This is a genomic window from Streptomyces sp. NPDC088762, from assembly GCF_044750905.1.
GTDB lineage: Bacteria > Actinomycetota > Actinomycetes > Streptomycetales > Streptomycetaceae > Streptomyces.
This window is the reverse complement of sequence record NZ_JBIVKT010000003.1, coordinates 154,964-177,472: the sequence shown is the minus strand read 5'-3', so window position 1 is coordinate 177,472 and position 22,509 is coordinate 154,964. Positions and strand designations below refer to the sequence as shown.

At 68.8% G+C, this 22,509-nt stretch carries 21 protein-coding genes and 2 pseudogenes; 13 read left to right on the top strand and 10 right to left on the bottom strand.

Features of this window, described 5'->3' with window-relative positions:
• Window positions 1–87 precede the first annotated feature (87 nt).
• A complete protein-coding gene (locus ACIP5M_RS09150; RefSeq protein ID WP_401193957.1) occupies window positions 88–417 on the top strand; it encodes a putative quinol monooxygenase in 330 nt (109 codons plus the stop codon).
• 476 nt (window positions 418–893) lie between these two features.
• Window positions 894–3,185 (top strand): choice-of-anchor P family protein, encoded by a 2,292-nt coding sequence (locus ACIP5M_RS09145; protein WP_401193954.1) that lies wholly within the window; start codon window positions 894–896, stop codon window positions 3,183–3,185.
• A gap of 54 nt (window positions 3,186–3,239) precedes the next feature.
• Here ACIP5M_RS09145 and ACIP5M_RS09140 read toward each other — a convergent pair whose 3' ends face one another.
• Entirely contained in the window at window positions 3,240–3,581 is a 342-nt protein-coding gene (locus ACIP5M_RS09140; protein WP_401193952.1) for a HopJ type III effector protein, read from the bottom strand.
• A gap of 236 nt (window positions 3,582–3,817) precedes the next feature.
• On the opposite strand from ACIP5M_RS09140, the gene ACIP5M_RS09135 reads away from it, so the two are divergent.
• Complete coding sequence (locus tag ACIP5M_RS09135; RefSeq protein ID WP_401193949.1) at window positions 3,818–5,080, top strand: DUF2716 domain-containing protein; 1,263 nt, start codon at window positions 3,818–3,820, stop codon at window positions 5,078–5,080.
• Window positions 5,081–5,230: 150 nt separating this feature from the next.
• Complete coding sequence (locus tag ACIP5M_RS09130) at window positions 5,231–5,641, top strand: hypothetical protein (protein ID WP_401193946.1); 411 nt, start codon at window positions 5,231–5,233, stop codon at window positions 5,639–5,641.
• Between the two features lie 164 nt (window positions 5,642–5,805).
• Here ACIP5M_RS09130 and ACIP5M_RS09125 read toward each other — a convergent pair whose 3' ends face one another.
• The 3 genes from ACIP5M_RS09125 to ACIP5M_RS09115 all read right to left on the bottom strand — a co-directional run bounded on the left by ACIP5M_RS09125 (window position 5,806) and on the right by ACIP5M_RS09115 (window position 9,058).
• Window positions 5,806–6,969 (bottom strand): LamG-like jellyroll fold domain-containing protein, encoded by a 1,164-nt coding sequence (locus tag ACIP5M_RS09125; protein ID WP_401193943.1) that lies wholly within the window; start codon window positions 6,967–6,969, stop codon window positions 5,806–5,808.
• A complete protein-coding gene (locus ACIP5M_RS09120) occupies window positions 6,927–7,817 on the bottom strand; it encodes an exo-alpha-sialidase (protein ID WP_401193940.1) in 891 nt (296 codons plus the stop codon). Before ACIP5M_RS09120 ends, ACIP5M_RS09125 begins: the two co-directional genes overlap by 43 nt.
• 260 nt (window positions 7,818–8,077) lie before the next feature.
• Window positions 8,078–9,058: a GlxA family transcriptional regulator gene (locus ACIP5M_RS09115; protein ID WP_401193937.1), complete on the bottom strand. Its 981-nt coding sequence runs from the start codon at window positions 9,056–9,058 to the stop codon at window positions 8,078–8,080.
• 118 nt (window positions 9,059–9,176) lie between these two features.
• Here ACIP5M_RS09115 and ACIP5M_RS09110 point away from each other — a divergent pair, with 118 nt between their 5' ends.
• From ACIP5M_RS09110 to ACIP5M_RS09095, 4 genes are all read left to right on the top strand, one after another.
• The gene (locus ACIP5M_RS09110; protein WP_401193935.1) at window positions 9,177–9,764 is read left to right on the top strand and encodes a cysteine hydrolase family protein; all 588 of its coding nucleotides are present in this window, start codon (window positions 9,177–9,179) and stop codon (window positions 9,762–9,764) included.
• 43 nt (window positions 9,765–9,807) lie between these two features.
• On the top strand, window positions 9,808–10,347 hold the full coding sequence (locus ACIP5M_RS09105) for an ArsR/SmtB family transcription factor (protein ID WP_401193933.1): 540 nt from the start codon (window positions 9,808–9,810) through the stop codon (window positions 10,345–10,347).
• On the top strand, window positions 10,344–11,630 hold the full coding sequence (locus ACIP5M_RS09100) for an MFS transporter (RefSeq protein WP_401193931.1): 1,287 nt from the start codon (window positions 10,344–10,346) through the stop codon (window positions 11,628–11,630). The genes ACIP5M_RS09105 and ACIP5M_RS09100 overlap by 4 nt, the downstream gene beginning before the upstream one ends.
• An 852-nt stretch (window positions 11,631–12,482) precedes the next feature.
• Window positions 12,483–13,124 (top strand): GNAT family N-acetyltransferase, encoded by a 642-nt coding sequence (locus ACIP5M_RS09095; RefSeq protein ID WP_401193929.1) that lies wholly within the window; start codon window positions 12,483–12,485, stop codon window positions 13,122–13,124.
• Between the two features lie 95 nt (window positions 13,125–13,219).
• Here ACIP5M_RS09095 and ACIP5M_RS09090 read toward each other — a convergent pair whose 3' ends face one another.
• Entirely contained in the window at window positions 13,220–13,465 is a 246-nt protein-coding gene (locus ACIP5M_RS09090; protein WP_401193927.1) for a hypothetical protein, read from the bottom strand.
• Window positions 13,466–14,033: 568 nt separating this feature from the next.
• Here ACIP5M_RS09090 and ACIP5M_RS09085 point away from each other — a divergent pair.
• Both ACIP5M_RS09085 and ACIP5M_RS09080 read left to right on the top strand, forming a co-directional pair.
• A complete protein-coding gene (locus tag ACIP5M_RS09085) occupies window positions 14,034–15,002 on the top strand; it encodes a cytochrome c oxidase subunit II (protein ID WP_401195056.1) in 969 nt (322 codons plus the stop codon).
• 96 nt (window positions 15,003–15,098) lie between these two features.
• A complete protein-coding gene (locus tag ACIP5M_RS09080; protein ID WP_401193924.1) occupies window positions 15,099–15,266 on the top strand; it encodes a hypothetical protein in 168 nt (55 codons plus the stop codon).
• A 34-nt stretch (window positions 15,267–15,300) separates the two neighbouring features.
• Here ACIP5M_RS09080 and ACIP5M_RS09075 read toward each other — a convergent pair whose 3' ends face one another.
• On the bottom strand, window positions 15,301–16,056 hold the full coding sequence (locus ACIP5M_RS09075) for a hypothetical protein (RefSeq protein ID WP_401193922.1): 756 nt from the start codon (window positions 16,054–16,056) through the stop codon (window positions 15,301–15,303).
• Window positions 16,057–16,272: 216 nt separating this feature from the next.
• Here ACIP5M_RS09075 and ACIP5M_RS09070 point away from each other — a divergent pair.
• Window positions 16,273–16,517: pseudogene (locus ACIP5M_RS09070) on the top strand (transposase family protein); the annotation flags it as partial.
• A gap of 185 nt (window positions 16,518–16,702) precedes the next feature.
• On the opposite strand, the gene ACIP5M_RS09065 reads toward ACIP5M_RS09070, so the two are convergent.
• The 4 genes and pseudogenes from ACIP5M_RS09065 to ACIP5M_RS09050 form a co-directional block, all read right to left on the bottom strand.
• Window positions 16,703–17,467, bottom strand: a complete 765-nt coding sequence (locus tag ACIP5M_RS09065; RefSeq protein ID WP_401193919.1) for an alpha/beta fold hydrolase — start codon at window positions 17,465–17,467, stop codon at window positions 16,703–16,705.
• Window positions 17,468–17,757: 290 nt separating this feature from the next.
• Window positions 17,758–18,444 carry an esterase/lipase family protein gene (locus tag ACIP5M_RS09060; protein WP_401193917.1) on the bottom strand — a complete coding sequence of 229 codons (687 nt, stop codon included), beginning with the start codon at window positions 18,442–18,444 and terminating at the stop codon, window positions 17,758–17,760.
• 222 nt (window positions 18,445–18,666) lie between these two features.
• A pseudogene (locus tag ACIP5M_RS09055) lies at window positions 18,667–18,829 on the bottom strand (AAA family ATPase); the annotation flags it as partial.
• Window positions 18,830–18,887: 58 nt separating this feature from the next.
• Entirely contained in the window at window positions 18,888–19,412 is a 525-nt protein-coding gene (locus tag ACIP5M_RS09050; RefSeq protein ID WP_401195054.1) for a DM13 domain-containing protein, read from the bottom strand.
• A gap of 520 nt (window positions 19,413–19,932) precedes the next feature.
• Between ACIP5M_RS09050 and ACIP5M_RS09045 the strand changes: the two genes are divergently transcribed.
• The gene (locus ACIP5M_RS09045; RefSeq protein ID WP_401195051.1) at window positions 19,933–21,669 is read left to right on the top strand and encodes an immunity 49 family protein; all 1,737 of its coding nucleotides are present in this window, start codon (window positions 19,933–19,935) and stop codon (window positions 21,667–21,669) included.
• Between the two features lie 247 nt (window positions 21,670–21,916).
• A complete protein-coding gene (locus ACIP5M_RS09040) occupies window positions 21,917–22,198 on the top strand; it encodes a hypothetical protein (RefSeq protein WP_401193914.1) in 282 nt (93 codons plus the stop codon).
• Window positions 22,199–22,509 lie beyond the last annotated feature (311 nt).

The window sequence follows — 22,509 nt, the reverse complement described above, 5'->3', positions numbered from 1 at the left end:
TCGGCTTCCCGGGGCGGTCTACTGGGCAGGACACCACATCTGAGCGAACGCAGAAGACGCGGCGCGGGGCGAGGTAGGGAGCAGGGCATGGTTCTCCAAGTGGTCAGAGCCTCGATCAAGCCGGAGCGACGCGAGCACTGGCTTGAGGTGGTTCGCGGCAACGCAGCTCGGACCCGTACTGAGGAGGGTTGCGAGGGTTATCGGATCGCCGAAGATGTCGAAGCGCCGAATACCTTCGTGATCATCGAGCAGTGGACCAGCCTGGATGCCGTCTACAGGCACTTCAGGAACGAATTCGAGGCGCTCATGGCCGCTTTGGGCGACGTCTTTGCAGCGCCGCCTGAGGCCATGGTCCATGACGTGGCTTCGACGCTGACTCTCGAGGAAGTCCTCGCGAAAGCCGGACTGACCCGGTAATCGACAAACCAGCGGGCAGTGCCGGCCTGCTTGGCGTCAGACCTCGACGGCCGCATGGGAAGCGCTCAACACCGCGGACGGCGTCTGCAGGCAGCGATCAGGCCCGCTGGGGCACCCGTAGCGGCCCCTGCACCCCCGAACGGCTACCTGACCACCAGCTGCCCCCGACTGCCGCCCGTACCCGCCTGGCAGTGGCCACCGATCGGTGGGATACGGCTTCTCAGGCTGCAGTACCAGCCTCCCCAAAAGCTCCACTGTTCGTGCGTTGACATGCCCTCGCCACGATGGTTGCGTGAGGACCACTTATTCAGGAGGCCGAAACGGCCTCGCGGGTGGGGAACGGGTACGCGGGCCGCAGCCCGTAATGGCACTGCGGCTTCGGCAGAATGCCTGGTCCGCTTGTGTTCCGAATAGGCGGGCCGGCGCAGAAGTTCGTTCGCGACAATCCCCGTTCCCGTCAGGAAGGAGCAAACACCGTGAGTACGGGGGAGAGCCGGGGCAGGTTGTTCGCCCTGTTGGCAGTACTGGCATTACTTCTGGGCCTGGGGCTCGCCGTGCCGCCGAGCAGCGCGGTGGCCGCCGAGTCGGGGCCCTTGAGCGCGCTCGCAGGCGAGAACACCGCCGCAACCATCGCCGACCACGAGTTCCACAACTGCCTGGACAGTGACTACGAGGGTCACGTCTACTCCAGGCCCTGCGCACCGGACCGCGAGAACTACACGCAACAGTGGCAGGCAGTCGGCAAAACCCTCGTCAACGTGCAGACCGGTCTCTGCCTCGACGGGAACGCCGAGGGCCGCATCTACACGATGCCCTGCGACCCCAACCAGCGGAATCCGTACCAGGAATGGCAGTCGTCCACGGTCGATCGCCGTGTCATCTTCAACCCGAAGACGGAGCGCTTCCTCAGCGCCGACCCGCCTCAGGTCATCAGTGGGGCCTACCTCGGCTTCGACCGTCAGCGCTGGACCATCACCCCGGTGGACGGCGCATGCACCATGGACCCGCTGACCATGGTGATCGACGAAGTCCTGCCGGACAAATGGTATGACTTCACGCCCACCTTCGGCAGCCCGGACGACATCGGCGGCCGTTGGACCATGTCGGTCACCGAGGACAAGACACGGTCCGAGTCGGTGACATGGAGCCAGAACTGGAGCATTGAGTACGGCTTCGACAAATTCAAGGCGTCCGCGTCGGGTGGTCTGAGCAAGGGCACCACGGTGACGTCGTCGATGTCGGTCACGCTGCCGTTCAGCATCATCGTCCCGCGGGGTCAGAAGGTGTGGACCCGGTACGGCGTCAACAAGCACGCGTTCACCTTCCACTGGCACCGTTCGTCGAAGGACTGCAGGGACCTGAACAGCGGTCCGCAGACCATGGAAGTTCCCTTCGAGCAGAAGTACCACTGGAACTGCGACGAGAGTCTCGACCGGGACTGCCACGCGAAGGTCGTTCAGGCCAATCCGACCCCGGCTCCCGGCGGAGGCGGCGCGGCCACCGCGGGTGCCGGCTCCGGTGCCGCCGCGCAGGAGGACTTCCCCAGCATCACGGAGTACGTGTACGACCCCCAGCTGCGGCCCGATGAAGACCCCGGGCCCAACCCGCCGGCTCCCAAGGCGACCACGGTCACCTACACGGGACCGCGTTCCGCGCCCTACCACGCCCCGTTCACCGCATCGGCACGCGTGACGAGCGCCGACGGCGCCGTGACCGGCGGCACGGTCAGGTTCACGCTCGGCGGGGCCTCGTGCACCACGGTCCCCGGATCGTCGGGCAACGCCGCCTGCCAGCTCACGCCGGTGGACGCGCCCGGCACGAAGACCCTGCAGATCAGCTACTCGGGGACGGCCAAGTACGAGCCGAGTTCCACCTCAGTCGACTTCACCATCCTCAAACTGCCCACCGACCTCCGCTATACGGGCGTGAAACGCGTCGCCAACGCCGAACCGGGCCTCCTTTCAGCCGACTTGACCGAGGGCGAGACCGGCGTGACCCCCGTTCAGGGCCGCACCGTACAACTGGCACTGGGGGAGGGCACCGCCAGGCAGTCGTGCACGGCGGCCACGGACGAGCGAGGCACCGCGCGCTGCACCATCGCGTCGGTCGACCAGCCGCTGAACGCGGAGGCGACCGTTCCCGTGACGGCGGACTTCGCCGGTGACGCCTACTACCTGGGCTCGCGCGACGCGGCCGAGGCCCGGCTAGAGCATTACACCGGCCAGGCAACCGGTCTGAGCGGCTCCGTACGTCTTCCGCTCGTCTCCCTGTCGATCGCGCCGACCCCGGACACCGGGCCGGTCCGTACCGCCAAGGCCTCCCGGACCGACACCCCGTGCGCGGCCTCGGCGGGCACGCTGCTGGTGAGCGCCGGCACCCTGTGCCCGGAGGTGACCACCAGCCTGGCGCCCGGCACTTCGCGGGCCACGTCGGAGATCGAGAAGGTGCGCATCGGCTTGCCGGGCGTACCGGTGATCGAGATCTCCGGGGTGACCGCCGAGTCCCGGAGCACCTGCGCCGCCGCGACCGGATCGGCAACCTTGACGCTCCGCGTCGCGGGTGCCCCCGTGACCGTGCCCACCGCGCCCAACAGCACCGTCGAGCTGCCGGGCGGTGGCCGTATCACCGTCAACGAGCAGTCACCGACGCCCGGCGCGGACACCGGCCTGAAAGTCACCGCCGCGCACGTCGTGGTGCCTGGCCTGACCGGCAACCTCGTCGACCTCACGGTCGGCACGGCAGTCAGCGGAGCACACAACTGCCGTTAGCGCGCGAGTAGCCCGTACGAGGTGGCCGCATCCGCTGGATGCGGCCACCTCCCTTCAGCTCTTGCGGGTCAACGGCTGCCCGGCGAAGCTCACGCCTGCCAGGCCATGGGCCATGAGGTTGCGAATGTTGCCGTGATCAGTGCCGTCCGGCGTCGCGAGCACACTGCGATAGTGCTCGCCGAATGCCAGCAGCGCCTCCTGGTCGCTCAGCCCTTCCAGCAGGGCCAGTCCCAGCGTCTTACAAGAACCCTCGTTCTCGCCCGCGGCATTTTCCAGTTCCCCGTTGCGGAACGCCTGCGGCTGGTACTCGTAATGCGCGGCGACGAAGGCCAGGGTGTCGGCGAACTCGTGCTCACCTGACGCAAGGCTTGCCCGCAGCGAGTTCAGATCAGTCATGTCGGTTCCCTGGGTTGGACAGACGATTCGAATACCGTCCGTGACCGGGCGACGATACCCCCTTGAGGTCAGCGGGCAGGAATTGCTCCATATTTCGGAACGAGCGGCATTTCCGCAGGTCACGAGCCGCGACCAGGCGAACCGTCGAGAGCCGGTTGGCGATCGGAGCGGTGGGTGGTTGGACGGGCTTCCGGCTCCCCTGCCGGGCATCCACTGGACCGCCTAGGCTCTGGATCATGGACATGGGCGAGCAGTGGGCGCAGTGGAACAGGTTGCGGGGGCGGGTTCCCGCCTGGCATCCGGTCGGGGTGGTGGTTGAGGCTGACGGGCCGGTCGTGCGTCGGCACTACGGGACCCACGGCACCGTCGAGCACGCCCCCCTCGCATCCGGCGACGACCTGACCGAGCTGGTACGCCGGCAGCAGATGGCGTTCGCCGAGCGCGACGAGCCGGTGGAGTGGAAGGTGTACGGGCATGATTCACCGGGCCTGGGTCCAGCTCTGACAGGGGCGGGTTTCACCCCCGGCTGGGAGCGTTCCGTGCTGATCGCCGACGCACTCGCGGGAGCGAAGCCTCTGAACGTACGGCAGGAGCCCAGCGACGGGCTGTACGACCTGTACCGGGTGCGGGGCCAGGCGGAGCAGACCTGGAAGGTCGCCGTCGGATCTCCCGGCCCGCACGCGGTGCCCTACGCCGAAATGATCGCGGATGGCTCCTCGGACGAGGGCGACGTCCTCATCCAGGTCCTGCTGGAGGACGGTCTGGTCACGGCGGTCGCGTGGGCCCACGGCGACGAGCAGCCTTTCACGATCGTCGGCGGCCTGACCAGCGACGATGAGGGCTTCGTGCGGGCCTGCACCGACCGTTGGCGTCACGACAGCCGGCTCGGGTGCCCCCTCCTCGCCGAGGCCGACGGGCCACTGCGCATGCGGCTTTTGGAGGTCGGCTTCACCGAGGCCACCACCGTGCGCTCCTACCACTGGCACCCGCCAGGTGTCAGTGAATCCACCCGCCCCGCGCAGTTCCTCGACTGGCTCCACGACAACGGGCCGCTGTGGGACCGCTTCTACGCGGACTTCGACTTCAAGCCCAGCACCACCTCCCGGCCCGCGATCACCGACCCGTCCCCCTCGGCCGTCTGGAACCTGCACTCCCACCACCGACCCGCCGCGGACCTCCCCGCGGAACTCGAAGCGATTGTCCAGCGCGGGCTGCTCGCCGCGACCGAGCCCGGGGAGTTCGTGTACTGGCTGGACTGGCAGCACGACGGCTACCGCTACGACCCCCGCCGCACTGACATCCCGGGGCGGCCTCCCCGCCCCGGCCTGGGCACCTATCCGAACGGTGACTACTTCCTCCACCTCACCCAGGACCTACGCCTTGGCACCTTCGGCCACCCCTGGGAGCAGACCCTCACCGTCTGGGGATCGGCACTCCTCACCGCCATCGAAACGGAGCTGACCGACCTGCTCGGAGAACCGGTCAGACGCCGGGACTGACCACGCCCCGGGTACTTGCTGACGACGTGCCGTCGGCGGATCGGACACCCGGAGCTTCGAGCCAGCTAACAACCTTTGGGGCCGCGGTCACTCCCGTGACCAGCGGAAACCCATGGTCACCGGACCGTTCCGCATGCCAAGCTCCGGCATATGGAGCCCCACGACGAGCAGGCCGCAGGCGAAGTCCTGCATCAACGCGGCTGGCGCAAGGCATTCACCGTCCAAGAGATGGTCGACACATGGGCTTGGCTCGTGGCCAAAGTCGAGCACGGTTACGACGACCTGGTGGACGAGTACACCAACGACCTCTACAGCCGGAACTGGCTGCACGAGGCGTGGCCGATCCTCACGGAGCGCGCGATCGTCCTGTGGACCCCGCAGATCAAAGCCCTCGACGACCGTTTCCGGGCCGCCACCGTCTTCGATGACGGCATCTCCTTGTCACAGTTCCACCGGATCAGCGGTTTCGACCCCACCGACATGTGGTGGTGGCGGCGCCACCCTCGTCTGCTGGTCGGTGATCTCGGCCGCTCCCTCCGCTCGGCGGGCGCCACCGACTGATCCCCGCCACGCATCGCGGCCGGCCGCCGCATCACCTGACCAGCGGCTCAGCCAGGAGGACGACTCGATCGGCCCGCACTGTGTCCGGTAGGAGCTGCTCAGCCCGGTGAGGGTGAGAAAGGCGGCCCGGACCGTAGGTCGGGTCCGGGCCGCGGGACCGGGGGCTACAGGTTCCAGAGGGAGTTGAAGGAGAGCCTGATCAGCTCCTTGTCCGTCACGTACTCACCCGACCGGAGCAGGTCCAGCTCCGTCTGGTCCAAGACCTTGCGGTACATCTGGAACTCGTCCACGGCGCCGGCGAAGTGGACCTTGTAGTCACGGTCCGAGCCGAGCAAGATGCTGAAGGGGGCATCGTCGGGACCGGGGCTCAGGACGTTCTCCTGGGGGGACACCCGGAGGTCGAGCAGCAGGCCGGAGACCGGCTTCTGCGTCTCTCCCGCCTTCCCGGGCAGCTGGGTTCCGGCCGTCGTCGTGGTCTTTGCCCGGCCGTCCACGGACAGCATGAGCGCGGCGCCCTGGCGCTGGAGGACCACGTGGTGCCAGCTGTCGTTGTCCAGCCCAGTGGGCGTGGTCACCTCCTGCACCACGTCCCGCAGCGCCTTGATGGGCTTGCCGTCGGCGTCCACGTCATCCACGACGGTCCGGCCCTTGATCGACCCCTTGACGGATCCGTCGGGCTGCGCGGTGAGCTTGAAGGACGAAGCGGCGCTGTCCTGCTCGTACCCGACGACGATCGGACGCGCGACGGTGGACGCGCCGTACTTGACCCAGCCGGCGACCGTGAAGTCGTCCTTGCCGAGCCGCAGCGAGTCGTCGCAGGACACGCGGACCACGTCGTCGGCACCGTCGAAGAGCATGGTCTTGCCGGACTTGGCCGTGGCCGCGACCGTTCCCAGCTGGGCGCCGCCCTGGACCATGGCGTTGTTCGAGTTGGCGCTGTAGTCCATCGTGAACCGGCCCCGCAGGTCCTCCTGCGCCGCGCCGAGGGCCTCGGGGGTGAAGGTCGTGAAGTTGACGAAGCCGTGCGGGCTGCCGCCGGCCGTCTCGTACAGCATGCCGATGACCCCGTTAGGCAGCTGCGCCATGTCGGAGTAGCCCGCCCTCAACTCCTGGTTCTGGGGCCCGGCGTGGATCACGGCGCCGGTCGTGGGCCAGATCGGCTTCGCCTCGCTGCCGGGAGCGGAAACGGGAGCGGGAGCGGTCCGTACGGCGAGCTTGAAGCGGTCGTTGGACTCGGCGCCCTGGCGGGTCGGGGCGGAGTACAGCACGCGGCCGCCGGGCAGCGTCAGCAGGGATCCGGAGACCGGCGGGCCCTCCAGCTTCTCCACCGGGGCGAACGTGACCCGGGCGTTCGGGTCGACGCTCTGGGATGCGGTGTGGCGTCCAGGCGGCGGTCCCGGACACCGCATGCCTGCGTCGAACGCGCGTTGACGTAGATCCGGCCGTCGTGCAACACGGTCGTGGACGGCTCGGTGGGAGCGGCCTGACCCGTCGGGACCTCGGACCGGGCGCCGATCGCCCAGTCCAGACCGTTGTCGCTGTAGTAGAAGACGACACCGCTGTAGGCCTGGGCGACCCCGTTCACCACGACCTCCCTGCGGTATTCACCCGAGACCACGAACGGACCCGACGGCAGCTTCACCGCCTTCCCGGGGCCGATCGAGAGCCACTTCCAGTCGCTCTCCTTCAGGTTCGGCAGCACCCGCTTCTTGGGCGACCAGGTCTTTCCGCCGTCGAGGGTCTGCACCACCCGCAGCTCCCGCGCCTGGCGCTTGCCGTTGATGACGTCATTGCGGGCGTAGAGGATGTTGACGTGGCCCTGGGCGGCGTCCATGACCACGGGGACCGGGTTGCCGTAACCGCCGTCGTCGTCCGCGCCGCGGAGCAGCTGGAGTGATTCCCAGGTCTTGCCGTCCGCAGACCACTTGGCGACCAGGTCTATGTCACCCGCGTCGCCGCAGTGGTCGACCCTGGCCTCGGCGATCGCCAGGATCCCCTTCGCCGTGTGGACGAGCTGGGGGATCCGGAAGCACTTGTAGCCCTCCGAATTGGCCGCGAACGGTTGGGAGGTGACGGGCTGAGCCACGGCGGCCGTGGCTGACTGCGCCGTCGACAGCGTCGAGCCGAAGAGGGCCACCAGCGCGGCCCAGAGCAGCACGGTATGTCTCTTGCGCACTCTTGTCTGATGCATGATCACGGACGCACACTAAGACGCCGGTGTGACCGGCCGGCCTGAGGGGCGCCGCGGAGGGGCCGGCGGATGGGGTGGTCCATTACTGGCCGCATGCCGGTCCTGGGTGGGCGGGCGTGCGTGCGCAAACGCCATCGATGGCGGCGGCCTGCCCGGTGGGCTGGTGCACCGAACCGAACGCGGTCCAAGGGCGGACCCGGCGGGTGGCTCCTCGCTCACCTACGACGACACGAACTGCTCTTTCATCACTTCCTGTGTGCGGTGGCGGGTTGAGCCGCGAAGGAGGCCCGGTAGGCGCGCGGGCTGGTGGCGAGGCGGGCCGCGAAGTGTTGGCGCATGGTGATCTCGCTGCCGAAGCCGGCCCGTCGGGCTACTTCGGGCATGGGCAGGTCGGTGCGTTCGAGGAGCTTCTGGGCCGCCGCGATGCGCTGGTCCAGGATCCAGCGCAGCGGGGTGGTTCCGGTGGCCGCGGTGAAGTGGCGGGCGAAGGAGCGCGGCGACATCCCGGCACGGGCGGCCAGCGCCGGCACGGTCAGAGGTTCGTGGAGGTGACTGAGTGCGTAGGCGCGCACATGCGCCAGTGTGTCGGCGTCGCGGTCGGTCCGCGGGGTGGGGTGCTCGATGAACTGGGCCTGCGTTCCGGTCCGGAACGGTGCGGTGACCATGGACCGGGCGATGCTCGCGGCGGCTTCGGCGCCGTGACGGATCCGCACGAGGTGCAGGCAGAGGTCGATGCCGGCCGCGGTCCCCGCGGCCGTCCAGAGGTTGTCGTCCTCCACGAACAGTGCGTCGGGCTCGACCCGTACGCGGGGATGCCGTGCGGTGAGCAGGTCGACGAGGTTCCAGTGGGTGAGGGCGCGGCGGCCGTCGAGGAGTCCGGCCTGGGCGAGGGTGAAGGCGCCACCGCACAGGGCGGCGATGGTGGTGCCGCGTGCGTGGGCACGGCGCAGCGCCTGGAGCACCGGTGCGGGGGCGGGCGTTGTGCAGACGTCCAGTCCGGGGACGAGGATCAGTTCGGCGCGGTCGAGCCAGCGAAGGGTCCGATCGGGAGTGAGGGTGAGGCCCCCGCGCATCGGCACCGGGGCGGGGCTTGCAGCGACCCTGCGCAGGTCGAAGGCGGGCACCTGGCGGTCGGTGCGGTCCACGCCCCACACCTCCGAGATCACGGTCACGTCGAAGGCGCGGATGCCGGGGAAGGCGAGCAGGGCGATGCGATGAGACGACACTCTGGCAGTAAACCATCGATCGGTGACTTCTGTACGTCTGGGGGACGTTCTTCCAGAATGGAAGCATGGGGTCATGGACAGCGCAGGAACTGCACCGATCACAGAGAGCACGGGCGACATGGACATCACGCGGAACGCGGCACTGATCGTCATCGACGTACAGAAGGGATTCGACGAGGAGGAGTTCTGGGGGCCGCGCAACAACCCCGCCGCCGACGAAAACATCGCGGCACTCATCACCGCCTGGCAGGAGACGGAGCGGCCGGTCGTCTTCGTACGGCATGACTCGGCCAAGCCCGACTCGCCACTGCGGCGGGGCTATCGGGGCAATGACTTCAAGGAGTACGTGCAGGCGCGCCGGGAGCTCGGCAAGGGGCCGGAGCTGCTCGTGACGAAGACCGTGAACTCGGCGTTCTACGGGACACCCGACCTGCACGCCTGGTTCGAGGAGGCAGGCATCACCCAGCTCGTGGTGGCCGGCATCCAGACCAACATGTGCGTGGAGACCACGGCCCGGATGGGCGGGAACCTCGGCTACCGGGTGCTGCTCCCGCTGGACGCCACGCACACCTTCGACCTGACGGGCCCCTTCGGCTGGCGGCAGTCGGCCGATGAGATCGCCCGGTCGACCGCGATCTCCCTGCACGGGGGCGGTTTCGCCGAAGTCGTGACCACGGTGGACGTGATCACCGCCGCCCGGGCGTAAAAATCCCTTGCCTAATGGTCAAGAAGTCTTGACCATTAGGTCCATGCCTACCGATGATCTACCCGAGACGTTCCACGTCACCACTGACGAGCAGCTACGCGCCGTCTCCAACCTCACGCGTCACCGGATCATGGCCGTGCTCCGCTTCGAGCCCGCGACGATCACGCAGATCGCCGAGCGAGTGGGCCTCGCGAAGGGGAGCTCCAGCTACCACGTACGGCTGCTCGAACGGGCCGGCCTGGTGAAGGTGGTGCGCACCCGGAAGGTCCGCGGGGTCACCGAGCGGTACTACGCAATGGCCGCGCGGGCGATCGTGCTGCCGGACCCGGGCGAGGGAGGGCCGGATGTACTGATGCGGCACGCGGTGGCGGACCTGGAGGCAGCGCCGGCGGATGGCGAGCGGCACGTACGGATGGCGCATCTGCGGCTCACCGAGGAGCAGTTCGCGGAGCTGGGGGCGCGGCTGCAGGCACTGGCGGACGAGTATCGGGAGCTGTCCGATCCCTCACTGCCGGACGCCTCACTCGTCTTCGCGCTGTTCCACCCGGCACGGCGCGCGCAGTCCGAAGGGGACGCCAAGTGACCTCACCCATACGCAAGTTGCCGACCGGATTCGGACGGCTGTGGACCGCGCAGACGGTGTCCTCGCTCGGTGACGGGGTGTCGCATGCCGCGCTGCCGCTGCTCGCGTTGACGTTGACGCGGGACCCGATGGCGCTCGCCGTCGTCTCGGCCGCCGGAACGCTGCCGTGGCTGCTCTTCGGGGTGCTCGGCGGTGCGCTGGTGGACCGCTGGGACCGTCGGCGCACGATGTGGGTCACGGACGCGGCGCGTGCGGTGCTGCTCGCCATACCGGCGGCAGCGGCCGCGCTCGACGTGCTGAGCATTCCACTGCTCGCGGCCGTCGCCTTCCTGCTCGGCCTCGGCGGGCTCTTCTTCGACACGGCCGCCACGGCCTATCTGCCGGATCTGCTCGGCCGCGACGCCGCCCTCCTGGAGCGCGCCAACTCCCGCCTGCGCGGCACCCAGACCGCCGCGTCCGGCTTCGCGGGGCCGCCCGCTGGCAGCGCCCTGCTCGCCCTCGGGCGGGCGTTTCCGCTGCTCGCCGACGCGGTGTCGTTCGCGCTCTCCGCACTGCTCGTACGGTCGCTGCCCGCCGCACCCCAGCCCGTACCGCAGGCCCGTGAGTCGTTGCTGCGGCAGGCGCGGGCCGGCGCCTCGTACGTCTTCCGGGACCAGTTGCTGCTCGGGCTCGCGCTGCGTCCGGCCGTCGGGAACATCGCCTTCCTCGCCGTGGAGACCGTACTCGCCCTCTTCGCGCACGAGCGCCTCGGCATCGACACCTTCGGCTTCGGCCTGCTCCTCACGGCGGAGGCCACCGGCGGTCTGCTCGGCGCGGGCATCGCCTCCTTCCTCGGCCGACGACTCGGCACGGGCACCGCACTGACCTGCACGGCGGCGGTCGAGGGACTCGCCATCCTGGGCCTTGCCGCCGCCCCGAACCCGTACGTGGCCGGCCTCGCGCTCGCCGTCTGCGGAGCGGGCATGGGCGCCACCATGGTGCTCGGCCCCTCCCTGCGACAGGCGATCGTCCCCGCCCACCTGATGGGCCGGGTCGCCTCCACCTCCCGCATGCTCGCCATGTGCGCCGCCCCGTTCGGCGCCTTCCTCGGCGGCTGGCTGGCCACCACCTACGACGTACGCACCCCGCTCTACACCGCCGCCGGCCTCCTCCTCACCATGACCGCCGTCACGGCGACCATGACCGGCAACCGCCGGGTCGAGGCGGCGCTGCGTGCCGCCGCCCCGGCCGATGATCCCGATCAGCCGGAGTCCCGGGACCCCGTTCAGAAGGGTGTTGTTTAGGGCTCCGCGAGATCGATGAGCCACTGCAACGGAGTGGGGGAGCGGCCGAGGGCGGGGGTGAGTTACGCAGGCTCCGAGGGCGGTGTCGAACTCGGCGTCGAGCGCGGGGCGGAACGTCTTGTCGAGGAGGCCGAGGTCGGCGACGTGGCGGTGGAGGCCGTCGTGGAATTCCTTCCTGCTGACCCGTCCGTCGCCGTCGGTGTCCATCGCCGCGACGATGTTGCGGTGCGACGCAGCCATCGACCACCTCACTGCCCCCGGCACCCACGAACTCGGCTACACCCTTGTCTCCGCCTGGGGCCGCTCCGCCTGAGGCGCCTCGTGCCGACAATGCGGGCCGATCCAGTGCACCTTCCGGAGCCGGCGCCGTCGTCGGCAGCACCTACCGGGTCGTCAGAGGCACGCCGAGCAGTCGGACCCCCAGGTCGTCTGGGCATCCGCCACCTCGTCTTCCGCGCATGCGAGTGAGACCAGCTCCCCGGCCGCGAGGGTGCGCCCTCGGAGGCGAGCGTCGATCCAGACTGGCCCCGTACGCGCAGAGCCGGTCCTTCCCGTCCGCAGCCGCACTCCACCGGCTCACCGAGGCCGCCCCTCTGAAAGTGGTGCGGCAGGACGTGGAAGGCGTCGGGCGTGCAGTCCGGCGTGTTGTGGCCGATGGGCCGGAGGCCGGGGAGCAGTACAGACCCCAGGGCGGCGGCATGAACGTCGGCTCGGCGCTACTGCGTTGGGCGGCCATGACCCACGCCGAGCCCCATCACCGGCAGTCCCTTCTGCTCACAGGCTAAGAGAGGCGAGATATCCGATGATGTAATGACCCGTACAGGCAAAGGTGCATTACATGCAGGGGGAATCATGTCCGAGGACAGACTCACCAGCTGGGTGAAGCAATGGATCGACGGCTGGGTCGTCTCGCGGGGCGCGGCCGACCCGGTTGAGGAACCGTGGGGGTGGACCGTCGCCGTGGGGCTGTCCAAGGAGGTCTCCCGGCACGTGGTGCCCGCGCCCGTGGAGGCCGACGTCCGCAAGCTGGCAGCCGCGGCCCCGCCGGCCACCTGGCTCAAGCTCTTCGCCCCGGACGAGGTGGTGCGGCCCTGGGCGGGGGACGACTGGGAGACGGGCATCGCCGGTTTCCTGATGACCCTGCCGCTCGCCCCGGGGCCCGCCGGGCCGCCCCCGGCCGGGTACACGATGACGTCCTGGAGCCGGGGCGGGGTGATCAAGGTCCTGGTCCGTGCCGGGGACGGGCGGCTGGCCGCGAGGGGCCAGGTCGGGGTGGCCGGCCGCACCGCGATGCCGGACCAGATCGAGACCGCCCCGGACCAGCGGCGCCGCGGCCTGGGCGCCCTGGTGATGCGCACACTGCAGAACGCCGCGTGGGAGGCGGGAGCGCGGGACGGCGTACTGGTGGCCACTCCCGACGGCAGGGCCCTGTACGAGGCCCTGGGCTGGACCCACCGCTCCCCGATGGCGAGCCTGGCCCGCCGGGCGGACTGACGGGCTCTTGCCCGCGGCGTGGTGCGGTCATGGCAAAGGCGGCGGCATCATGAGCCGTCCGGACGGGCCGCTTGCCGGCCAGGTCGCGGCAGGGTTCAGTGGTCTGGCCCCTTGCGGAGCTTGCGCAGGGTTTCCTGTTGCTCTTGAGTGCCGTGTGACGTTTCGCGCTTTCCGGTTCCCATGACCTCTTGCACCGCGTCCTTGACCTTGTGTGCCGTGTCCTGAATGCGGCTCTTGGTGTCCGGCTGGGTCGCTTTGTGCTGCCGTTCCTCCTCGGGGGTCACATCGTTTTCGCCGGTCACGCGTTCCAGCGGTGATTTGCTGTCGTTCGGGTCAGGCATGACGGCGCTCCCTTGCTTCATTTTTCGGGGGATGCACCTTGCGCCTGTCCATTCCGCTTCTCTTCAACCGTGGTCAGCAGGCCCGACGGGCAGGCCGGCCGGCAGCTCCGCCGTGCGTCCCCTGGGCCCGGGTTGGCTGCATGGAACGGCACACCACTCTCTGAGATCAGCCCCGTGCTTGCAGTGGCTGGTGCCAGCGCACGAGAGCAAGCGCCTGTGGATCACCCAGCCCCGGCAGCTGTCGAACAGTGTGAGCCGGCCCGGGCCGCAGCGGCCGGGGGGACAGGTGTCGGCCGCGGGTCGTCCTTGTGGGCGGTGTGGATATGTCGGCGACCTTCTCGAGCGCGCTGCAGTGACCGGCCGGCTTTGCCCCGAGCCGGCGTCGGAGTATCGGTGGTTCCCCCTCTGAGTTACGGCGCGTTGGCCGGCTGCCCTGGTATACCCCTGGATAGTGTCTTGTCCGCATAAAGAACTGTATTGCCTGACCGTCGAAAAGGGCGGCGGCCGGCGTTCGAAATGGGTGCTGCGTGCCGTCGGGGTGTGGCCAATGGATGAGGAAGGACGTTACGTGCATCCGAACGGCTGTGAGCGGTCCTCGCGGCGTCCGGCAGGGCGGCGATTCGTGCGTGTCCTGACCGTGGTTCCAGTCCTGGCGGCCGCTTCCGGTTGTACGTGGCGGGACTTCCCGCGGCTGGGGATGCCGACTCCGGTCACGGAAGAGGCGCCACGGATCCTCTCTCTGTGGCAGGGCTCGTGGGCGGCGGCTCTGATCGTCGGCGTGCTGGTGTGGGGGCTGATCATCTGGGCCGTCATCTTCCACCGGCGTACCAGGACAAACATCGAAATTCCCGCGCAGACCCGGTACAACATGCCCATCGAGGCGCTGTACACCGTGGTTCCTCTGATCATCGTCGCGGTTCTCTTCTACTTCACCGCCCGGGACGAGGCCAAGCTGCTGGACCTCTCCAAAAAGCCCGCGCACACCATCAACGTGGTCGGCTTCCAGTGGAGCTGGGGCTTCAACTACATCGAGAACGTCGACGGCAGCAGCACCACCGGCGACCCCAAAGCCGACCGGAACCTGGAAGTCATTCCCGACCGGCTCATGCGGGCGCTGCCTGCGGGTGCTGAGGGCGTCTACGACGTTGGCGTCCCCGGCATGCGAAACCCCCAGACCGGCAACCCCGGCCCGACCCTGTGGCTCCCCAAGGGAGAGAAGGTGCGCTTCATCCTCACGTCCACTGACGTCATCCATTCCTTCTGGGTGCTGCCCTTCCTCATGAAGCAGGACGTCTTCCCCGGCCACAACGTCAATGTCTTCGAGGTGACGCCCACCGAGGAGGGCACCTTCAGAGGAAAGTGCGCCGAGCTCTGCGGCGTCGACCATTCCCGGATGCTCTTCAATGCCAAGGTGGTTTCTCCCGAACGCTACCGGCAGCACCTGAAGGAACTGGCCGACAAGGGGCGGCGCGGCTTCATCCGCGCCGGCATCTCGATCCCGGAGCCGGTCAAGAACCACGAACCGCGCAAACTCTGAGGACGGCGGGCTGCAGCCTGCGTCGCGCCCGCTCTCCGAAAGCCGCGGCTGGCGCGAAGGCGGACGTGGCGATGGTGAGTTGGGTGACGTGGGCGAATGACCGCTCTCGCCACCGCCCAGGTACCGGACGAGGGGATCACCGGGGTGAAGTACTTCTCGGCTGGCCTGGGTTGGAGCGTCATCAGTGGCAACGCCCGGCTGCACCAAGATTTTGCCCTCGGCGGCCTGCCGCTTCGACGAAGGGAAGGCGCCAGCCGTCGGTGAGGCAGGGGCACGCCAACCGTCGCACCTCCCACCGTCATGGGCACACCGCGAAGGGATCTGTCGGTGTCCAGTCTGACGTACCACCGGGGCCGACCGCCCGGACTTGGAAGCACGCGTACGCCGGTCCTACTTGGTTGAAGTGATAGATGTAGTTTGTGGTGTTCGCCGGCAAGGGTTTTGCATTGCTGCTGATGGCGGTGTTGCGTATCTCGTAGCCGGTTTCATCGGTGGCGTTGTCGACCCACCGCACATCAACTTTCCTTCCTTGAAGTCGGGTGGCGGTCAGATTAGAGGGTGCCGCCGGAGCTGCCGCATCGTGCGTCACCGTGAATTTCACGAAGGCGAAATCGTACGAACCAGCCTCATGAGTATAGGCTCCGAACTGCACGTTCCGTGTTGCACCTGGAGCCAGTGCCGTCGAGCTTGTTTTTGTTTCTTCCAGGTCCTCATTGTCGCAGTCAGACTCCTCGTACAGTCGTAGTCGCGTAGTCGCGACGACCGCTTCAGAGCGAGTTAGACGCAGCTGGATGCGAACCTCACCTCGGGTCTCCCCGCCAGCACACACTGAAAAAGCCCGCGAAGTACCCGGCGAAGTGTGGGACAGGCGGAAAGTTCCGCTGATATCGCGGGTCCTCTTTTTCTGGCTTTGCCCGAATCCGCCGCCGTCGACGGCGGTTAGAACACCGGAGACAGTGACCGTGTGAAGGCCGGCTGCCGCAGCAGGATCCGTGGACATGAGCGAAAGAGGGGCCAGAAGAACCGCAGCCGCCGCAACATTTCCGAGCTTCATTTCGGGACCTCGCGATACGCGCAAAGGCACCCCCAAGACCGGCTAGATGTAGCCGTGCACTATGAGGATCTCACCGGGGCAATTCTCATGCATCTTGGGCGATGGGTCGGTGGTAAGGAGAACCGCGGTCATAGTTGAATGCTTCAGGGTTTCTAGGCGGGCAGGCGTGGATCCCGTCTCTGACGCTCTTCAACGCAGCCCCGCGCAACGTTGCGGATGGACCGGTTCGAGCGGCTGCTGAGAGTGGTGCGGGAGCGGGGTTGGAATGGGCCCGGTGGCGGGCGCCCGTGGTGCCTGCCGCTGGCCGACTGGGTGCTGCTGGTGGCCGTGCTTACCGCACGCACCTCACGATGCGCCGGTTCGCCCCGCTCTTCGGGATCTCCGCGGCCACGGTCTGCCGGGTCATCCAGCGGCTTGGGCCCTCGCTCGCCCTGGAGTCGGCGCAGCGACCCGCAGCGGCGCTCGCGACCATGAGGTCCCCCGGCACCGACTCCGGCCTCGCCGACCATCGATGCGGCGGCGTCCGTATGGTCGGCTCGGTGGGCCCGGGTTCCGCAGTGCGGATCGAACGTACTACCGCCTGGCCAGCCGGCCGCTGGCGACGCACGGCCAACTCGGCGCCGTGTTCCCCCCTTCGCCGCTCCCCTCACCTCGTGGGAGAAGTTCGTCCGGTTCCGGTGACGTTCTTGTACAGGAAGGTCTCCAGCCGTTCGGCGAAGCCCGGTGCTGCGGCGACGAAGTGACCGGCGCCCGGATGCACGCTGCGCTCGCCGCTGAGCGCATCCGCGAGGGCGTCGCATATGCGCTCGTACGCGGCCGCGTGGTCTCCGGACGCGACGAGCACCGGCACGCCGGCGTCGCGGATCGCGTCGAGCTGCGGGCGCGCCTCGCTCGTCGGCCGGCCGCCGTGAGCCCGTCGAACGCCGGCGACCACGTCCTCGGGGGGCGGGCCGTCGTCGATGGGGGCTCCCGTGAGATGGAGGAACTCGCGCAGTTCGGTCGACGCTGTATTCATGCCCTGGGCGAGGACCTTGTCGCCGAGGCGTTCGAGCCGTGCCACCTCGGGATCGTCGGGGACAAGGTAGTTGAGCGGCGGCTCGATCAGGGTGAGTGAGCGCACGCTGCCCGGCGCGGCAGCGGCCGCGATCAACGTCCCGAGAGCGCCGTAGGAGTGGGCGACCACGTGCGGGCGGCCGATGAGCAGCGGTGCCAGGTCCAGGGCGTCCACCGCGAAGTCCTGACGCTTGTGCGGCGGTGGGCTCGGCGGATAACCACGGCGATGGACGTATGCCAGCGTCCACCGGTCGGCCAGTGGAGCGATGGCGCGCCATGTCGTCCGCGGGCCTGCACCGCCATGCACCAGCAGGACCTCCGGGCCAGAGCCATCACGTAGCACCACGATCTCGCTCACGGGAAGAGCGTACCGGCCCACCGGTGAGGCACCGTCCCACGCCCGGGAGCCCCGGCCGGATCGACGCCGAGCTCCTGCTCCGGCGACACCCTGAACCTCGTTGCCGGCATGACCGTCCGCAGTCCCAGCGTCCGACCACCGCCCACCTCACCGTCAAGCAGGTCTCCTTCACCGCCTATCGCAGCACGCGGTACAGCGGTGTAGGGGCATCAATCCGCACTGCAGAGGATCTCGGTCACCGTGCTGCCCGCCGCGCTCGATGGTGAGGTCCTCGGGCAGGCGCGCGGTGATCAGCTGTTGACGTGGTCCCGCACCTGCCCGTACACCGTTGGGTCGGAGCCGAGGGCGTTGTGGCTGAGGCAGGCGGTCTTGGTGTTCGTCGCGCCGCTCAAGGCGACGCTGCTGTCCGGATTGATGACCGCGTCGCACGGCGACCACCACGTGGCGTACCTGGGATTTCCTGGAGTCTCGTCGCCGGAGTTGAGTGCGCCGAGGAAGGTCGACCCGATGCGCATCTCCACGCAGGAGGCGTCGTAACACCCGTTCGCCCAGTCGGTTCCGTGGTTGGGGCCGCCCAGCGAGACCCAGGCGTCGATCTTCTGGCTGCCGCCCAGGTTCTTCGCGTAGTAGCGGCTCGACAGCCCGCCCATGGAGTGCGTGATGACGTCGACCTTGGTCGCTCCCGTGGCGGCCAGGAGCCGGTCGACCTCCGTGGCGATCTGCTGCGCCGTGGTGGCGTTGGACTGCCGGGTGTCGTAACTCCACTGCCGCAGGTGCGTGGACGGCCAGCCGTCTGCTCTGAACTCGTCGGCCATGGCGTTCCAGTACGACCCGGAGGAGTTGTATCCGTGAACGAACAGAATGGGGTTGCTGGTGGGACCGAAGGTGAAGGTTCCGGTGGCCGCGTGGGCCGGATACACGGCGATGGAGGTGAGCAGGAGGCTCACCAGGGCAGCGGGAAACACACTCTTCTTCATGGAATGCCTCGCGGGATCGGCGTCCGTGGGGGGCGGCGCACGAGGAGGCTACTGGCGAGTAGGGACGCTGCGTCAAGGGGCGTGCGGAGATTCAACTCCCTTGTGACCTGCGCAGTTTCGCTCCATGTAGTAGCGATACTGCCCAAGCAGGCCTGTGGAATGGCTGGGTGGCGGAGGCAAGCAATTCTGTTACGAAGGGCGGCAGGCTCCGGGTGAGCCGCCGACGCTGTTCTTCTCCTCGCGCTCGGTCAGGACCTGGAAGAGGAGTTCGGTGCCGCGGCGGTCGAGTTTCCACGTACTGCGTCACCAGGACGTACTTCACTCGGTAGCCGGCCATCGCAGCCTCGGTGCCAAGCGCGATCAGCGGGTGCGACGTGCCGGTCCCGAATCACTGATCGGGGACGCCCCATGGAACGACCCGAACTGGACCGCTTGCTCATGGGCTACGCGGCGCTGAGTGCCGCCGCGCCGAAGGAGACGTTGAAGCGGTCGCACCAGATGGTGACGCTGGAGTAGTCGGCGAGGTTCACATCGGCCGGGATCTCGTAGTTCTGGTCGCCCTTGTTCCCCTTGAGCTTGCCCAGGCTGACGTGCTTGCCGTCGTCGAAGACCTCCCAGCCGTCCTTGCCCTCCTTGACGGGGGCGTCGGTCAGCCAGACGCGCAGGTCCGGCCCGTTGCTGGTGTCAAGGTTCTCCAGGCGCAGCGTGCGCGTGCCGTCGGAGAGCCGGATGAGCTTGGCCGTGCCCGTGGTGGTGTGCTCGTGGCTGATCAGGGTTCCGTGGAGGAGGGTCTGCGGTCCGGGATCGGCGGCAGGGGCGGGACCGGAGTTCGTGGGGGCCGCCGTCGGTGAGGAACCGGGCGGCGGGGCGGTGGGCACTGTCGGAAGGGCCTCGCTGACCGTCTCGTTCTGCCAGAGCTTCCATGGTTGAAACAGGTATAGGCCGACGCCCAGCACCACCACGGCCATGATCAGCGCGCCGACGATCAGCCGTCCACGCCCGTTCCCGAATCCCACGTCGACTCCCTCGTCATTTCCCTCATCGAATGTGTGACCCACAGTCAATGCCCTCGGCGCCGTCGGCGCCATGCCCGCCGTTATGACGGTTTCCTTACGGGCGACCGGGCCGGTCGCCGCCCCGGCGGCCGACGGATCTCAGGGGACGCGGACTACCCGGGTAGCGGCAGAACCGTCACGGAGCGGGCCGGCATCGGCTCGACGGGCGGTGAGAGGTGCACTCTCCCCTCCTACGCGTTTCCTGCCCCGCCAGCTTGCACGGCGCGCAGTACCCGGCTGACCAGCAGCGCGGGATGCGTGTCGGACCCGGATGAGGAGGTGGGGGTGTGGCGGCCACCGTGGACGCCTGGGGCGGCGCTGCGCGCCCCGGCGCCGGCCAGGACCGTGGTCATCACGACTCTGTCAGACCCCGCACATAGGCTGGGGCAGAAATCGATCAAGGAGTAGAGCAGTGCGAATAGAGCGTCACCAGGTGGGCGGGGCCGCCGTGTCGGCAGCGCGCGAGGACTTCACGAACCGGATCGGGCGCCAGGTGCACTCCATGTCGAGGGCCGGCCGGATGGCCACCTACGAATGGCAGTCGATCGCGGAGGAGTTCCTCGACTACCTGGGCGCCCTCTCCGTCGAGACACCCGACCTCGACACCCCGGAGGCCAAGGCCGCCCTCAGGGACGCCTCCGAAGCCGCGGCCGGCGCCGTCGCCTACGCCGCGTACAACCCGCACTGCACCTTCCACGTCTTCCTGGAGTACGTGAACTTCGGCATGAGCTACGACCCGGGAGATGACGCCCCCGAGGAGAGGGTCACACCGGGGGACTGGATCGACGCGCTGTGCCTGTCGGTCCTCCGGGACAAGGCGAAGTGGCACGGCGAGGCCTTCCACTTCGCCCGGCAGAAGTTCGCCGAGCAGGCGCAGGGAACGCCGCTTGGCGAGCTCGCCACAGGCCTGACGGCCGTGGTCCTGGACGACACGGGCGACGACGAGGAGTACCCGCCGAGCGCGCAGGCCAAGCTCGCCGCCGTCGACGCGGCCCTGGACCGGATCCGGATCCGCGCCGAGGAGACCGGTGAACCCCTGCTGGACCAGCTGAACAGCGCGGCGCTGCGGACACTGCGCGCCCTGGCCGCCGAGGACAAGGAGGCGTTCGACAGCGGCCTGACCGGCCTGCTGACCAGGGAATCCACCCTGCACGGTCCCAAGGCTTCCCCGGGCAGCCTTCTCCCGCTCGTCCCCATCGCCTTCGCCGCGCTCGCGCACCGGACGCTGGGCTGGGCGCCGGCCGTCCGCAGCGACTACCTCCCGCACGCGCTGGTCACCGGCTTCGAGACGCGGGGACCTCGGGTCGCGGGGTTCGGCCGGGACCGGCGGCCGGACGCTGTCGCCGCGCTCGCCGCGGGCCCGCTGGTGGTGGAGCGACCGGCCTGCGAGCGGGATGGGATCCAGCGGATCGAGGCCATGTACGAGGAACACCTCCAGGAGGCGTTCACGTCCGTCGACGGCAAGCCCCTTCCTGTGTGGCGTCTGGGCAGCGTCCTGGAGGACCAGAAGCGCCTGTTCCAGTGGCGGTCGGGGAACCCCGGCGACCTGGCGGAAGCGCAGCTCGCCACGCTCCGGCTGGCCTCTCAGGCGGGGGCGGCCCTGTTCCGCATCGCACTGGCGGAGCCGGACACCGAGGTCGAGGTGTCCATCGGCGGGCGCACCCTGCGCTACCCGGCCAAGCGGGGGAGGGAAGCCGGTGCCGGCTACTGGCACATGGCCGTCGCCTTCGCCCTGATCACCGGTGTGCGCGAGGACCTTGCTCCCCTGGTCCTCACCGGCCCTACCTTCGCCGGCCCGGACGGCTCCGCGTTCACGGCGTACCGCGAAGCGCTCCACGCCTATCTGAAGGGCGCCGAGCCCGAAGCGGCCGCGCAGCGGGCGCTCCAGGAGGCCGAGAAGGCCAAGGACTGGGGCTTCTCGATGCCGCCGGCGGTCCTGCTGTCGCAGCTCGTGGACGGTGACGAGGAGAGCTTCAACCTCGCCCTGGCCGACGCGCTCGAAGCCCACCGCGCCTACTACCAGGTCGCCGACCGCGCCGACGGCCCCGAGGTCTCGGTCAACCTCGACGTCCTCGCCCTGGCCTGCCACGCCCGCTGCCGCGGCTGGGCCATCCGCGTCGAGTCCCCCTACCTGCCGCAGTACCTCCTTCGGGCCGCCGAACCCTTCTAGAAGCCCCGCGAACGCTTCCGCTGGCCCGGAACTTCGAAGCCGCCGGAACTCCCGCACCCGTGCTGAAGCCGAGGCGCAGCCTTCCAGGCGCATCCCCTGAGTCAGGGGATGCGCCTGGCCGCTGTGGCCCTTCGACCCTCTTCGGGGAGCCGGATTCTCCCGCGTGAGCGCAGCAGTTGCCGCTCGTGCCGCTCCTGCTGCGTGGGTACGAGCCACCCTCTGTACCGCCGCGTAGGGAACCACCACCATGGCCGACGTCCAGCACCGCGCCCACCTGACCTGGGTCGACGGCCTGCAGATGCGTCTCACCGTCCAGGCCGACGAACGGCTCGCGTCGATCGCCGCCATGGCCGCCGACATCACCCCGCCCGGGGCCGCGACCATCGTCGCCGACACCCCTACGAGATCGCGGCGTTCCTCCGGGCCCCGGCCGACCGCCGCCCTCCCGGGCCTCGGCCCCAAGACGGCCCGCACGCTCGCCCGATACGGCATCGCCACCATCGGCGACCTCGCCACACCCCACCCGTAACCCTGCAACGAATCCACGGGCCCGTCGCGGGGTGACTGCGGCGCGGTCGGGTATCCGGTCGGCCTCTTGGTCCGCCTCGGCGGGGTGCTCGAGCTCCCCGATGTCCACCCGTAAGGCCTGACGCAGCTTCTGATGTAATCACTCGCTCGGACGGACCAGCGCACTGGAGGGGGCAGAAATCATGTGGCAAAGTGACTCGATGGGTTGATCGGCTTCGCGCGAAGAGAGGGTCTCCAATGTCTCATGGATTTCCCGGTGGAAAATTCCGCATCTTCCACGTTGAAACGCAGAGGTACCTCATTAATCGAGGC

Coding starts and splice junctions, on each gene's coding strand:
- ACIP5M_RS09150 (WP_401193957.1), top strand. CDS start 88: ATGGTTCTCCAAGTGGTCAGAGCCTCGATCAAGCCGGAGCGACGCGAG.
- ACIP5M_RS09140 (WP_401193952.1), bottom strand. CDS start 3,581: ATGACTGATCTGAACTCGCTGCGGGCAAGCCTTGCGTCAGGTGAGCAC.
- ACIP5M_RS09135 (WP_401193949.1), top strand. CDS start 3,818: ATGGACATGGGCGAGCAGTGGGCGCAGTGGAACAGGTTGCGGGGGCGG.
- ACIP5M_RS09130 (WP_401193946.1), top strand. CDS start 5,231: ATGGAGCCCCACGACGAGCAGGCCGCAGGCGAAGTCCTGCATCAACGC.
- ACIP5M_RS09110 (WP_401193935.1), top strand. CDS start 9,177: ATGGACATCACGCGGAACGCGGCACTGATCGTCATCGACGTACAGAAG.
- ACIP5M_RS09105 (WP_401193933.1), top strand. CDS start 9,808: ATGCCTACCGATGATCTACCCGAGACGTTCCACGTCACCACTGACGAG.
- ACIP5M_RS09095 (WP_401193929.1), top strand. CDS start 12,483: ATGTCCGAGGACAGACTCACCAGCTGGGTGAAGCAATGGATCGACGGC.
- ACIP5M_RS09090 (WP_401193927.1), bottom strand. CDS start 13,465: ATGCCTGACCCGAACGACAGCAAATCACCGCTGGAACGCGTGACCGGC.
- ACIP5M_RS09080 (WP_401193924.1), top strand. CDS start 15,099: ATGACCGCTCTCGCCACCGCCCAGGTACCGGACGAGGGGATCACCGGG.
- ACIP5M_RS09075 (WP_401193922.1), bottom strand. CDS start 16,056: ATGAAGCTCGGAAATGTTGCGGCGGCTGCGGTTCTTCTGGCCCCTCTT.
- ACIP5M_RS09060 (WP_401193917.1), bottom strand. CDS start 18,444: ATGAAGAAGAGTGTGTTTCCCGCTGCCCTGGTGAGCCTCCTGCTCACC.
- ACIP5M_RS09050 (WP_401195054.1), bottom strand. CDS start 19,412: ATGGCCGTGGTGGTGCTGGGCGTCGGCCTATACCTGTTTCAACCATGG.
- ACIP5M_RS09040 (WP_401193914.1), top strand. CDS start 21,917: ATGGCCGACGTCCAGCACCGCGCCCACCTGACCTGGGTCGACGGCCTG.